A 14,586-nucleotide genomic window follows, 5' to 3' on the forward strand; every position below is an offset into this window, starting at 1 on the left:
GTAAGCTCAAATACTTGACCATTCTCGGCTTTTGAGAAACGTTCAGATGGTTTATACTGATGTAGAAATGAGAAAGCTTGTACGCGGTATCAACCCTATTCAAGTAGATGACTACGTAGATCGTTATGCTTGGCAAAACATGAAGGAGGATTGCATTTATGGAAAATCGTAAATTTGGACAAACCGGACAACAATTTCCCATTCTTAGCTTTGGGGCCCAACGTATCGTCGATGAGCACAATTGTACCGAAGAGGAAGCGATCCAGATTGTAAACAGAGCCATCGATGAAGGCATTACCTACTTTGATACCGCTCCGATTTATTCTAAAGGACAATCCGAGGAGCGACTTGGGTTAGCTTTGGGCAGCCGCAGATCCAAGGTGTGGATTGCAACGAAGACGATCGACAGAACCCGCGACGGTTCCTTGCGCTCCATCGAAGCCAGTTTGAAACGGCTGCAAACGGATCATGTCGAGGAATGGCGTCTACATGATGTAAGAACGATGGAGCAGCTTGAGCAGTGCTTTGCCAAGGACGGTGCCCTGCAGGCTTTAATTGAGGCGAAGGATCAAGGAATCATCAAGCATATTAGTATAAGCGGACATACGAATCCGAATGTACAGCTCGAAGCGATTGAACGTTTCCCGTTTGATAGCGCACTGGTTGCTTTGTCTGCCGCGGATCATTTCATCTACAGCTTTGCTGAGGAATTTTTACCAAAAGCGAACAAAAAAGGCATGGCCATTATCGGGATGAAAGTTATCGGTCTCGGAAGACTTGCTCAGTGGTACGAAAAAGCATTGCGATACACATGGTCGCTGCCTATCTCGACAGCTATCATCGGTATGGAATCGATGGAGCAGTTGGAAAACAACTTAAAAGTCGCCAATAGCTTTGTGCCGATGACCGACTTGGAGCGGCTTGAATTTTTCAAAGAAATAATCCATATGGCCAACCCGGATGTGCTGCGTTGGAAGGCCAAGGATTGGAGCAATAAGGAAGAGTGGGCTGAACGTCTCTAATCCAGTTCAGATAAACGTTCGCATCTTAGCATAAAACACAAAGTCCCGTTTATTCTCCGTCGGGACTTTTTGCTGTGTTCTGCAGCCATTATAGTCAGAATTTGATCTGGCCGCCGGTAACCTTTAAACTATAAAAGGTTGTACATAAAGAAAAGGAGCTGAACTAAACTGGAAAGTACCTGGATTGCTATTATTCTTGGAATTGTTGAAGGGCTTACTGAATTTTTACCTGTATCTTCTACAGGGCACATGATTTTAACAGCAGATCTCCTGAATTTCGTCGGAGAAAAAGCAAAAACCTTTGAGATTGTCGTACAATTAGGTGCTGTGCTGGCAGTCGTAGTCTTGTATTGGCGCAAATTAATAGACATCCTGCGTGTGGGCTTTGGACGACGGGGGTCACAGTCACGATTGAACCTCATCCACATTGGCTTGGCTATGCTCCCTGCCGTTGTTATTGGCTTGGCGCTGCACAGTACGATCAAAAAATATTTGTTCGGACCCTCAACTGTGCTCATTAGTCTCATTGTCGGAGGACTTCTGTTAATCGTTGCTGAAAAAGTAAAGCGTGCCATTACCGCAGATACGGTTGATCAGATTACCTACAAGCAAGCATTAGGGATAGGTTTTTTTCAATGCTTGGCTCTCTGGCCAGGCTTCTCTCGCTCAGGTTCAACAATTTCAGGAGGAATGCTGCTTGGAACGAGCAAAAAAGCAGCAGCTGAATTTACATTTCTCGTTTCCGTGCCGATGATGTTCGCTGCGACAGGACTTGATTTATATAAAAGCAGAGAGTTTTTGTCGATGGATGACTTCGGAATGTTTGCAATCGGGTTAGTAACCGCATTTATTGTGGCATTGGGTGCAATCGTAACCTTTCTAAATTTGATCAAAAGACTTCAATTGACCTGGTTTGCTTACTATCGTTTTGCGCTGGCTATCTTGTTTTATTGGTTCGTTATCAGGTAATGGAGGGACCGTCCTTTATTGAAGGGCGGTTTTTCCTTTTTTTCGGTCATTTTAGGACTCCTCACCAGATTCAAAATCAGCTATAGTAGAACATAGCCATATTGGTTTTCTTTGTATTGACCATTTGAAGAAAAGAGGCAAGCTAATGAATCATAACGACCCTAGCCATTATGAATATCCCAGTGCAATTCAAAAGCGTGTGGATGAGCTGCTGCAGCTCAATCCGCCACTAACCGCACGAGATGACCTGCAAAGCTTTTGGCAAACAACCTTAGACACGTTTAAAGCGAAACCATTGAAGGGCCAGCGTGAACAACGGCCAAGCCCCCAGCCTTATATTGACACCTATCGGGTTACTTATGAGGGCTTTGATGGCACACCGATTCATGGCTGGTACCTGATACCGAAGTTCGCACGACAAGATCATCAGGCAAAGCTTCCTTGTGTCGTTATCTATCAGGGCTACTCCGGCGGAAGCGGCTATCCGGAGGCTTACAGTCAATGGCTGCTGATGGGAATCGCCGTATTTGCTGTCGATGTCCGTGGACAAGGGGGAGAAACGGGCAACCAGCTTCCACAATCGTTCGGCATGACCAAGGGCTGGATCACACAAGGCATTTTGGACAAGGACACGAGTTATTACAAAGCGATTACGATTGATAGTCTGAAGGCTGTAGATTGGGTGAGTGAGCAGCCGGAAATTGACTCCACCAGAATTGCCATCGTCGGAGGCAGCCAAGGAGGCGGATTGGTACTCATTACAGCGGCTTTAAGTGATAAGCCAGCGGCGGCAATTGCCAATATTCCAAACATGTGCCATATGGATCATGGCTTGCTGCATTCAACAGGCTCCCTCACGGAAGCGGCCGCGTTCATCGCCCAATTCCCGGACAAATTAAATCAGGTGCTGGAAACACTCAGCTATTTTGATATGTTAAATATGGCGCACCAGATCAAGATACCGATTATGATCTCGGTTGGACTCAAGGACACCGTTTGTTTGCCGGAAACGATATTCCCTGTATACAACCGGATACGCAGTGAAAAGCATCTCCATACGTATCCATTCACCGGACATAACGTAGTAGCAGGGCATAATCGTCTCATGCTCAATTTTATAGAAGAAAAATTACTTAACGATACTAATCATTAACAACATGAAAGCTCCAGACCTTTGGCGAGAACAAAGGGTTTGGAGCTTTTTTTGAATGGTAACTGGGGTACCGCCAATAGCAGATTGTTGACTAAAAAAGTCATTGCAAATTGAAATTGAATCATTTATTATAGATATCGTAGATCCATATTAACAAGAGTCTTAGAAGGGAGGAGGGGACCATGCAGTACTCTAAAAGTACAGATTACGCTCTACACGCCTTAATTCATTTGGGTCACTCGGATCGTCGTAACCATGTTGGAATCAAGGAATTATCTGTGACACTTGGCGTTTCTGAAAGCTATTTATCCAAAATCATGTCCAAGTTGAGGCAGGATGGAATCGTGCGTGCGGTACCGGGGGTGAACGGCGGTTACGAGCTGGCACGACCGGCCGATCAGATTACTTTTTTTGATGTGATTCAAGTAATTGAAGGAAGACAACAATTGTTTGAATGCTCGAATTCGAATTCGCAGCAGCATCGGTTGTTAGCGGAAGCTGGGGATGTACTACTGGAGCATGAATGCCCTAAAAAGAGCGGATGTTTGGTTGAGAAGGTGATGGACGGCGCGGAACAGCATCTGCACCAATACTTGAGGGAGCACTCTATCCAGTCGGTAATGGATGAAGCTTTCAAGCGCTGCAAACATGAGGTAAACAAGAAGTGATACGCTTCTTGCACTCTAATTATAGATATTATAGATCTATAAAGGATGGTAATGATGATGAAAAACCAACATCTCGATGTAGTGATTATTGGCGGAGGCCCCGCAGGGTTGAACGCCGCTCTCGTGCTGGGGAGGGCGAGGAAAAATGTAGCGGTGATCGATGAAGGCCGTCCTCGCAACGCGGTGACTCGCGAGACCCACGGATTTCTCACCCGCGACGGAATAAGCCCCAATGAATTCCGGCAAATTGCGAAGGAAGAGATTAGCGCCTATCCCTCCGTGTTTTTCGTGGCGGATACAGCCGTGTCGATTGCGGGAACGGACGGACATTTTCAAATTGCGACTGCGCTTGGAAATACTTATGCATGCAAAAAGCTGTTATTTGCCGTCGGAATGAGAGATCGGCCACTGGACATTCCCGGACTGGCGGAGGTTTATGGGAAAAGCGCATTTGTTTGCCCGTATTGCGATGGCTGGGAATTAAGAGACGAGCCGCTTGTCGTCATTAACAAAGGAGAAGAGCTCATGCACTTCGCTCCATTGATATCCGGTTGGACGAACCGCTTTACCATCTGTACGAACGGTCCTGATGAGCTGACGGATGCTCAGCGCGAGGAGCTACAGCTTAATCAAGTACCTATGTTCGACTCGCCGATTCAGTACATCGACGCAAACGATGGGATCGTGCGGCAAGTAGTTCTTGAAGACGGTACGACCATTCCATGTAGGGGGATCTTTTTCAAGCCAGATCTGGTTATAGGATCTGACTTACCGAGAGCCATCGGATGCGACATCGCGGAAATGGGAAAGGTTTTTATCGATATCTTGGGGAAGACGAACATTAAGGGTGTCTATAGCGCCGGGGATGCGGCGTCGCGAATGCATCAGGCTATTGCAGCCGCCTCTATGGGCGCATTGGCCGCCGCAGCCATAAACAATGAACTAAATGTAGAGGCTTGGAGGAAAACGGATGAACATTTTTGAGGCAGGAGTTACAAGCTGTAGTTGCCATATATTCACCAAATTATGGGTCGGTTTTCCAAACTGCGAGCTGCAGCAATCCCGGATTACTATTACAAAATGTCAGGAGTTGATGAAACGATGAATACATCAGATATAAACACGACGTCAACATCGACCGATTTGAAAAACCTCAAGCGCGGTCCGATCATGTTTGCCCTTATACTCGGAATGTTCGTTGCCGCTTTAAACGAGACGCTAATGGGAAATGCCCTCCCTGAACTGATGAAATCATTCGGAGTGTCTGCGGCGACAGCTCAGTGGCTGGCTACCGGCTACATGCTCGTCGTCGGTGTGCTTGTTCCGGTGACGGCGGTATTGCAGCAATGGTTCACAACCCGGCAAATGTTTCTTTCGGCCATGAGCTTGTTCTGGGTCGGTACGGTCACCTCGGCGCTTGCGCCGGAATTCGGCGTATTGCTCGTCGGACGGATTATTCAGGCGATAGGTACTGGCATGCTGATGCCGCTTACGATGAACACTATCATGGTTATGTATCCTCCTGAAAAGCGGGGAGGCGCGATGGGGATGTTCGGACTCGTCATCATGTTCGCCCCGGCGATTGGCCCGACTATTTCGGGTTTGATCGTTGACGGGCTATCGTGGCGCTGGCTGTTCTATCTTGTATTGCCATTGGCACTGATCTCAATTATCGTCGGAGCCGCCGTCCTGAAGAATGTGTCGGACATCACGAAACCGCGAGTGGACCTGTTATCCATCGGGCTTTCGACGATCGGCTTCGGTGGAATCGTATATGGGTTCAGCAAGGCTGGGGAACACGGTTGGTCAGAGCCGGAGGTGATCTGGACGATTGTGGCGAGCGGTGCCGCCTTGATATTGTTCGTCTGGCGGCAGCTGTTGTTAAAGGTGCCCATGATGGATTTACGGGCATTCCGGTATCCGTTATTTTCGCTTGTCGCAGTACTGCTCGTCATGCTTATGATGACGTTTTTCTCGACGGCGATCATGCTTCCGTTGTTTATGCAGGGAGTGCTACTGTTGACGGCTTTCAAATCTGGTTTGATCCTGCTTCCCGGAGGGATAGTGAACGGGATCATGGCTCCGGTCGCTGGAAAGCTGTTCGATAAATTCGGACTGCGCGTTCTTGTCATTCCCGGACTTGTCATTGTGGTCGTCTCGTTGTGGCTGTTAACCCAGTTCGACGAAGCGTCTAGCACCGGTTTTCTAGTCACCGTGTACATCGCGATGATGATCGGTGTCTCGCTGGTGATGATGCCCGCACAGACGGCTGGGCTCAACCAGTTGCCGCGCCATCTGTACCCGCATGGGACGGCGATTTTAAACACGCTGTTGCAGGTAGCCGGTGCGATTGGCACTGCCCTGTACATCAGTATCATGTCAAATGGACAGAAAAATTACTTGAGTGGTTCGAGCGACTCGCAATCTCCAGGGGAAATAGTCAAAGCGCTAGCAAACGGCATAAATAACGCGTTCTGGGTCGGCGTTGTCATCGCGCTCGGCGCGCTCATTCTTGGTTTGTTCCTCCGTAAAGCGAAATCTCCGGAAACAAAAAATGAACGGTCGGCATGATAAAGATAGACGTTGGTCCAGGACAGAAAGTCATAAACCATAATGAAAAGTGAGGAACGATCATGAACGATTTCTTTAATGAAGACCTATGGGAAAAAGCATGGAAAGACCATGGCGATACCATCATAAACAAGATGAACAAGTCCGGAATTGCACCGGCCAAAGCTTTTGATCATAAAGCCAAGTCTTTTAATGAGCAATCATTTAATGAAGAGGGGAGGAAACGAACCACACGAATCATTAACTGGCTTGAAGGTCAAGGGGTTCGATTCGATAACGTCTCTGTGCTAGATATTGGTGCCGCATCAGGAGTGTTTTCAGTGCCGTTTGCGGAACGGGGGGCCCGTGTAACCGCCGTAGAGTCCTCTCTTCCGCTGGTCGAGCTACTGGGTGAAAACACTGCAAAATTTACCGAAAACAAGGTGGAAATTGTACCGGAGCCTTTTGAGTATATTGACGTGCAGGCCAAAGGCTGGGGTCATGCTTTCGATCTAGTCTTTGTCTCGATGTGTCCGGTCATTTATAATTGGGGTAATGTTGAAAAAATTATCAGTTGCTCGCGTAATTTTTGTTATATCAGTTTGCCGGCGGATTCCATTGAGTATAGTCTGTTTAATGAAATCTGGCCTCTCATCACCAGTTCGACCTTTAAAAAGAAACCTATGGAAATAGGTTATTTGCTCCATTTGCTTTATCTCAAAGGCTACTCCTATGAGTCGCTGATAACGCGAGAAACGAAAACGATGGAACTCTCCAGAGAAGCGGCGTTGCAAGAAATAATGAACTGGCTCCGCAGTCAAGGTCTGCCTGCAGATGATCGGAATTTGAAAACGGTAGCTGACTATTTGGAGCGAACGTATCCGTCCGGCAAAGTGGTTGTCCGGCAGAGCGGCCGTTTTGGCAAGGTATTGATTCGATTGAAGGATCAGAACATGCACACCAGGGAAGATCTGTAAAATAGCGAAGGGGACCACAAAGGGACGCGCTGTGTTTTGCCGTAATGATGAGTGGAGCTTCTCAATGGTATATTTCATATTTTTCCAATTAAGCTGTATCATGTGTTGTCCGAATCGGTCTATAGCCTACTTTTCATTTTTAGATACCGCTGTGCGCATGTTAATCGCACGCTAAGCGAAATATTCAGTTCGTAAGCCGGATATTCCGTACGTTAAGGAAATCCAGCTCATCAATTTGTTTCAGCAACACTATTCATCATTTGAGTGTTGTTTGAGTGGTCGGAGCCCTTTCAAAGAAGTTAAGGAAAAACACTGGGCATATGTGCTTATGAAATCATTTGTGGATGATTTTAAGCAACCTCAAGACATATGTGCAAACCGGCAATACTTGGGACTTTGGTCGGTAAAAGCCAGAGGGACACCGTAAATTATTGTCCTTTTTTTGTTTGCAAGGAGTAAGAAAGTCTGGAAACCGCTGTAAGCAGCGTAGAAGCTGAAGCTGCTCTAGCCAAGTTCGCGGACAGCAAAGCAGTTAATGTATGGGCCAAGCAAGCAGTTGCTGCAACGTTGATGAAGCAGTTGGTCAATGGCTCCGATTCAGGGTTAATGCCATTGAGTAACATCACAAGAGCGGAAACGGCCGTAATCGTTCAGCGTATGCTGGACGCAGCAAAATTGATAAATAGTAGATAGTCATATCTCTTTTGAAATGGACTGTGCCTTGGTAGAATTTACCACAGGGCAGTCCATTTCAGTTTCTTGGCCTCAGTGGAGGGATCACGATCAGAGGTTATTACAGGCTGGTTGTTTCTTCTATTTCCGCATGCCTAAAAAGGGTACCTTACAGTCGGAACAACTTAATTCCCTTACGGCCACTGTATTCCAAAATGATGAAATCCTGCGAATGATCCAATAAATATACCTAAGCGTACGTTATCCGCATTTTGTTGGCGGGACCCTTGGCACTACCCCTAACTGCAAATAATAGTTGCAATTGATATATGTATGCGATATATTGCATATAACAAAAGTCAGAGGATGATGTCTATGCCGGTACCTCAAAATTTTTCTTCACCTATTCGCATGTCAGCCAAAGAACGTGCGTTATCCCAAATTCAAAGATGGATTATCGAAGGGACACTTCTCCCTGGTGAAAAGCTGCTGGACGCTGAGTTGGCAGAATCTCTTGCCGTCAGCAGAACGCCGATTCGGGAAGCCTTTCAGCTGCTGGAAGTGCAGGGGCTTGTTGAGATGCATCCCGGAAAGGAAACGAAAGTAACGATCATTGAAAAGGACGATATTTTGAAAATGTATCCGACGCTGGCAGCGCTTCACGCTCTAGCCGCGGAATTTACAACGGCACTCATATTACCGCAGCATATTGAGCAACTTAAACAATTGAATCAACAATTTGCTCAGGCGATCGAGCAGGGGCAGCCGTATCAGGCGATGGAGCTGGATGAACAGTTTCATAATCTGATTGTGGAATTATCGGACAATATCTACATTTCTTCCTTTAGCGCATCGCTTCAAATTCATATTAGAAGGTTTAAGTATGTATTCCTGAAGCAGCCCATCACGGCAACCATGGCTTCCGTCAAGGAGCATGCAGCTATAGTCGAAGCATTGGAAAAACGGGATTCGGCCGGCGCTTCCGCGATGATGAAGCAAAATTTGATAAGACCTATGCAGGAACTGTACGCAATCATTTAATTTGGAGAGGGTGAAAGGTGATGTCTGACAAAAAAGATTTGAGAATTCGCAGTAAGGTGATCAGTGAGGGCGTTAATCGGGCACCAAACCGCGCCATGCTGCGTGCTGTTGGCTTTACGGATGAGGATTTCAAGAAGCCGATGATCGGCGTAGCCAGTACGTGGAGCGAGGTAACTCCCTGTAATATGCATATTGATCAATTAGCCGTCCAAGCCAAGAAGGGGGTACAGGAGCATGGCGGAGCGCCCTTGATTTTTAATACGATCACAGTATCGGACGGTATTTCGATGGGACATGAGGGTATGCTATTCTCACTGCCAAGTCGTGAAGTCATCGCCGATTCTATTGAAATTGTTACGAACGCGGAGCGTTTTGACGGACTTATTGCAGTCGGAGGATGCGATAAAAATACCCCTGCCTGCCTAATGGCTATTGGCCGCATTAATGTACCCGCCGTGTATGTGTATGGTGGAACGATTCAGCCTGGGAAGCTGGATGGTAAAGACATTGATATTGTAAGCGCATTTGAAGCGGTTGGGCAATATCACGAGGGTAAGATCAATGATGAACAGCTGCATGCCGTGGAGTGCAACGCTTGTCCAGGCCCCGGGGCTTGTGGAGGCATGTATACAGCGAATACGATGGCTGCTGCTGCTGAAGCTTTAGGAATGAGCTTGCCCGGATCATCCTCCACACCGGCTATTTCTCCAGATAAAGCGTTGGAGTGTGCGAAGGCTGGGAAAACCGTGATCGAGCTGCTGGAAAAAGGGATTACTCCGAGAGATATTATGACCAAGCCAGCGTTCGAAAATGCGATAACGGTTGTGATGGCACTGGGCGGCTCTACCAATGCGATCCTGCATCTATTGGCGATTGCCCACTCGGTACAGGTCGATTTAACGTTGGACGATTTCGAACGAATCCGGTTACGGGTGCCGCATCTTGCCGACCTGAAGCCGAGTGGAACGTTTGTCATGCAGGATCTGAACGATATTGGCGGTGTTGCGGGAGTCATGAAGCTGTTGCTGGAGCAAGGTCTTCTCCATGGCGATTGTATAACCGTTACTGGAAAAACCTTGGCCGAAAATTTGGCTGAAGCCGCACACTTGAATGTCGATCAGACGATTATCCGTCCTTTTGATAATCCATTGAAGCCGAATGGTCCGTTGGTCGTGCTCCGTGGTAACCTGGCACCGGATGGTGCAGTAGCCAAAATGTCAGGCCTTAAAAAGCTGCGGTTTTCCGGGCCTGCGCGTGTCTACAATGGTGAGGAAGAGGCAACAGAGGCTATCGTGAACGACGAAATACGCAAAGGGGATGTACTCGTCATCCGATACGCGGGACCCAAGGGAGGACCGGGGATGCCTGAGATGCTTTCTGTCACAGCGTTGATCGTAGGCAAGGGCCTCGGCGGGGAAGTGGCGTTGTTAACGGATGGCAGGTTCTCGGGAGGCTCTCATGGTTTTGTGGTTGGCCATATTACCCCTGAAGCGCAGGTAGGCGGACCTATTGCTCTGCTGGAAGAAGGGGATATTGTGACGATCGATAGCGAAACACAGGAGATGACCTTCGATATCAGTCCAGAGGAGCTGGAGAAGCGTCGACAAGCGTGGATTCAACCACCACTTAAAGTCTCTTCCGGAGTTCTTGTGAAATATGCGCGGCTCGTTTCTTCGGCTTCACTTGGTGCGGTCACGGATTTGTTAGAGTAAATGTAAGCAGGGCCTAAGTCAAATTCACATGACTTAGGCCTTTTTTTATTGACTAAATACTCAAATACTCGCCAAACATGAGAAGCATCATGTATACTGGATGGATATCCAAAATATGAACCGAACCGTATAAAGGTCTCGATGTTAGGAGCCAGTCTGCCCATGAACCAGCAAGATGCAAAATTAAGAATATTATTGACGGCCAAGGAGCTGTTTGCCAAACAAGGTTTTGATGGAACCAGTGTGAGACAAATCTGTAAGGAGGCGGGTACCAATCTCGGCATGATTTCCTATTATTTTGGTGGTAAGGATCAAATCTTTGAAGCTTTGTTCGAGACCTTTATGCCAATGGACCGCGTAGACAAGATGGTAGATGCCGAGAAGGACGATCCGGAGGTAGAGCTGCGCAGCATTTTGAGAGAAGTGCTTGCTTTCCGACTAAGGGACCCGGAGATCATCAGTATATTACGGCATGAGACTCATTTGATTACAGCCCGTTTCCTGATTGTCCAGAAGCATATTTTGCCAATGTACGAGAAAATTCGTGATATCCTGAAAAGAGGCCATGATCAAGGGCTGTTCAGCTTTCATTCATTGGATACGACTCTGCTTTTTGTTATGGGTTCGATATTTGCACATTCAAGCCGTAGGAACATTGCCACTGTTGCAACGGAGGATGAGCTATCTTATGAGGATTTACTGGCTGAACTTACCTGTTATGTGTTGAGAGGTCTGGGCGTGAATATCGATATGAAATAAAATGATTTGATCCTGTATTTTCGCAATATAACATACGTTTGTTTAATTTATACAAACGTATGTATAATTCTTGTTGACAGCTATTGGAGATGGTTGTATTCTATTAATTATTATTCATAGCGGAATAGTATGATATTAATTGATAAGAAAGGTAGGCACTATATGGGCAAACGAATTGGATTGAATTTAATCGAACATAGTTCCCCGACCGGGGCTACTTATTTGTGGACGCACCCGGATGATCATACGGAACATTATAAAGATTTATCGTATTGGGTTGAGCTGGCTCAATTACTCGAACGTGCCAAATTCGATACGGTGTTTTTTCCGGATGCACTCGGCGTCCTGACCACCTATCAGAACAGCAGGGACGTAGCTGTGCGTGAGGCGATGAGTGTACCGAAAAACGATCCGACCTATTTCATTCCGGCGATGGCTTCTGTTACAAGTCATTTGGGTTTTACCGTAACATGTTCCATTACTTACGATCATCCTTATTCACTCGCTCGTAAGATGACGACGCTTGATCATCTGACAGATGGTCGTATCGCCTGGAACGTGGTTACCTCGAATTTGAAAAGCGCTGCTTTAAACTTTGGCCTGACGGACCAACTGGACCATGATGTTAGGTATGACCGGGGAGACGAGTTTCTTGAGGTCTGCTACAAGCTATGGGAACGCAGCTGGGAGGACGACGCTGTAATTCGTGACCGCCAGGCTCGCATTTATACCGATCCATCGAAGGTGCACGATATTCAGCATGAGGGTAAATTTTTCCGTGTTCCGGGCATTCATCTATGTGAACCTTCTGCGCAGCGGACTCCGGTATTGTTTCAAGCGGGCTCGTCGGAACGAGGCAGGGAATTTGCTGCCAAGCATGCAGAATGTATTTTTCTCAATGCCATTACCTCCGAGGAAACGAAGTTCCTGACCGCTGATATTCGCAGGCGTGCCGAGCAGTTGGGACGCGATCCGATAGGTATCAAGTTCTATCCCAGGCTGCTTCCCGTTATTGGTACAACCGAAGAGGAGGCTAAGGCGAGGCTTGCCGATTATTTATCCCATGTTAGCACCGAGGGCACACTGGCTCTGGTTTCTTCATGGACCGGTATCGATTTGTCTGTCTATAAGGAAGAGGAGCTGCTGCAGTTTTTGGAAAAAAGAGGGACCGGAACCCAGCATACAGCGGATTCCTTGTACCGGTATGACAAGGACAAAAAATGGACATTATCGGAACTCTCCAAGCTGTTTGCTTTCGGAGGCTTGGGAGGTGTAACGGCAGGGACACCAGAGCAAATTGCCGATTACATGGAACGTTTTATCGATGAAACGGATGTGGACGGCTTTAACATCTCTTACATGGTCAGACCATCAGGTATTGTTGAATTTGCCGAGCAAGTTGTTCCGATTTTGCAAAATCGCGGTCGTGTTCAAACCGAGTACCAGACAGGTACTCTGCGCCATAAGCTGTTCGGTTCAGGCAGTCAATTGCCGGCTGATCATCCAGGTAAACAAGTGCAGTTATTTCCATAAATTAACTTATACATACGTTTGTATAATTTTAATTGACAGAATTTTATGCATCCCTTATATTGATATTAATTAAATCGCATCGAAATACTTGGAATAAAAATATTTAGAGAGGAGATCGATGAAAGCTGATCATAATCAGCGGACATGGTGGTGATTAGAATGGCAAAGCGTATGCGATTAAATGCGGTAGAAATGGCCAATCCCGTGCAGGATAATGCTGGACTATGGCTGTACCCCGGTAATCGGGTAGAACGTTACAAGGATTTGGATTATTGGATTGAGCTCGCTCAAACTCTGGAAAGAGGAAAGTTCGACGCTTTGTTTTTTGCAGATATACTTGGGGTGTACGATGTCTATCAAGGCAGCAGAGATACAGCGGTAAGGGAAGGAATGTATTTTCCTATAAATGATCCATCCTATGCGATCCCGGCTATGGCAGCTGCCACTGAACATCTGGGGTTCGTGCTGACGGCTTCGTTATCATACGAGCATCCCTATGCTTTGGCACGTAAGATGTCGACGCTTGACCATCTCACTGACGGTCGATTGGGCTGGAATATGGTGATGTCCAATCTGGATAGCACAGCTCGTAATTACGGTTTGAAGCAGCTGGACCATGATGAGCGGTACAATCGTGGAGACGAATACCTGGAAGTATGCCATAAGCTATGGGAGGAAAGCTGGGAGAACGGCGCTGTTGTACGTGATCGAATCAACCGCATTTACGCCGATCCCGCTAAAGTACATGAAATCGGCCACGAAGGCAAATATTTTAAAGTGCCGGGCATCCATTTATGCGAGCCTTCTCCACAGCGTACACCGGTGCTGTTCCAGGCAGGCTCCTCCGATCGAGGGCGAGAGTTCGCTGCCAAACATGCCGAGTGCATTTTCCTGAATGCAATGACAGAAAATGAAACGAAATTTCTTGTCCAGGATATCCGTCAGAGGGCTGAGCGATACGGACGTAATCCCGAGGAGATACTCTTTTTCCCGAAAATCAACCCGGTGATCGGCGATACGGAGGAAGAGGCTCAGCAAGAACTACATAACTTGTTGGCATATTCCAGTCCGGAAGGTGCGTTATCCCTATTATCGGTGTGGACTGGCGTAGATTTCTCCACGGTCAGCTCCGACGACCTGTTGGCTTTTATTCGTAAGGGCGAGCAGCGTAGTGGAACCAATTATTTGTTTGAGTTTTTCAAGCGAAATGGCGGGGACGAGGAATGGGGGATTGAACAGCTGTCCAAATATTTTGCCTTTGGCGGTGTCGGGTCATTACGTGTGGGTACACCTGAGCAAATTGCCGATCAGTTGGAACAGTTTATGGATCATACGGGAGTAGATGGCTATAACATCGCTTATGCGACCCGATCGGAAACGTTCGAACAATTCGTAAGCAAGGTCGTTCCGGTGTTACAACACAGGGGACGTGTTCAAAATGAGTATGCTACAGGTGTGTTTCGCCACAAGCTCTTGGGCTAGATTAAGAAATGAATGTCACGACAAGTTAACCATTATGAGGAGGATGAA

Annotated in this window: 13 protein-coding genes; all 13 read left to right on the plus strand. The window is 47.0% G+C overall.

Annotated elements, in window-relative coordinates; all coding sequences use genetic code 11:
- Window positions 1-158: 158 nt before the first annotated feature.
- Window positions 159-1,022: an aldo/keto reductase gene (locus OB236_RS35770; RefSeq protein WP_262688315.1), complete on the plus strand. Its 864-nt coding sequence runs from the start codon at window positions 159-161 to the stop codon at window positions 1,020-1,022.
- A gap of 168 nt (window positions 1,023-1,190) precedes the next feature.
- A complete protein-coding gene (gene bacA / locus OB236_RS35775) occupies window positions 1,191-1,991 on the plus strand; it encodes an undecaprenyl-diphosphate phosphatase (protein ID WP_076234094.1) in 801 nt (266 codons plus the stop codon).
- 145 nt (window positions 1,992-2,136) lie between these two features.
- Window positions 2,137-3,144: an acetylxylan esterase gene (locus OB236_RS35780; protein ID WP_262688316.1), complete on the plus strand. Its 1,008-nt coding sequence runs from the start codon at window positions 2,137-2,139 to the stop codon at window positions 3,142-3,144.
- Between the two features lie 182 nt (window positions 3,145-3,326).
- Window positions 3,327-3,812, plus strand: a complete 486-nt coding sequence (locus tag OB236_RS35785) for an RrF2 family transcriptional regulator (RefSeq protein ID WP_262688317.1) — start codon at window positions 3,327-3,329, stop codon at window positions 3,810-3,812.
- Between the two features lie 57 nt (window positions 3,813-3,869).
- On the plus strand, window positions 3,870-4,796 hold the full coding sequence (locus OB236_RS35790) for an NAD(P)/FAD-dependent oxidoreductase (RefSeq protein WP_262688318.1): 927 nt from the start codon (window positions 3,870-3,872) through the stop codon (window positions 4,794-4,796).
- Between the two features lie 117 nt (window positions 4,797-4,913).
- Entirely contained in the window at window positions 4,914-6,383 is a 1,470-nt protein-coding gene (locus OB236_RS35795) for an MDR family MFS transporter (RefSeq protein WP_262688319.1), read from the plus strand.
- 62 nt (window positions 6,384-6,445) lie between these two features.
- A complete protein-coding gene (locus OB236_RS35800; protein WP_262688320.1) occupies window positions 6,446-7,339 on the plus strand; it encodes a class I SAM-dependent methyltransferase in 894 nt (297 codons plus the stop codon).
- A 465-nt stretch (window positions 7,340-7,804) separates the two neighbouring features.
- Window positions 7,805-8,032 carry an S-layer homology domain-containing protein gene (locus tag OB236_RS40265; RefSeq protein ID WP_408638557.1) on the plus strand — a complete coding sequence of 76 codons (228 nt, stop codon included), beginning with the start codon at window positions 7,805-7,807 and terminating at the stop codon, window positions 8,030-8,032.
- 354 nt (window positions 8,033-8,386) lie between these two features.
- On the plus strand, window positions 8,387-9,052 hold the full coding sequence (locus tag OB236_RS35805; protein ID WP_262688321.1) for a GntR family transcriptional regulator: 666 nt from the start codon (window positions 8,387-8,389) through the stop codon (window positions 9,050-9,052).
- A gap of 20 nt (window positions 9,053-9,072) precedes the next feature.
- On the plus strand, window positions 9,073-10,764 hold the full coding sequence (gene ilvD, locus OB236_RS35810) for a dihydroxy-acid dehydratase (RefSeq protein WP_262688322.1): 1,692 nt from the start codon (window positions 9,073-9,075) through the stop codon (window positions 10,762-10,764).
- Window positions 10,765-10,926: 162 nt separating this feature from the next.
- Window positions 10,927-11,523, plus strand: a complete 597-nt coding sequence (locus OB236_RS35815) for a TetR/AcrR family transcriptional regulator (RefSeq protein ID WP_262688323.1) — start codon at window positions 10,927-10,929, stop codon at window positions 11,521-11,523.
- Window positions 11,524-11,685: 162 nt separating this feature from the next.
- The gene (locus OB236_RS35820) at window positions 11,686-13,056 is read left to right on the plus strand and encodes an LLM class flavin-dependent oxidoreductase (RefSeq protein ID WP_262688324.1); all 1,371 of its coding nucleotides are present in this window, start codon (window positions 11,686-11,688) and stop codon (window positions 13,054-13,056) included.
- A 159-nt stretch (window positions 13,057-13,215) separates the two neighbouring features.
- Window positions 13,216-14,538: an LLM class flavin-dependent oxidoreductase gene (locus OB236_RS35825; protein WP_262688325.1), complete on the plus strand. Its 1,323-nt coding sequence runs from the start codon at window positions 13,216-13,218 to the stop codon at window positions 14,536-14,538.
- Window positions 14,539-14,586: the final 48 nt, after the last annotated feature.

Source organism: Paenibacillus baimaensis (assembly GCF_025567575.1).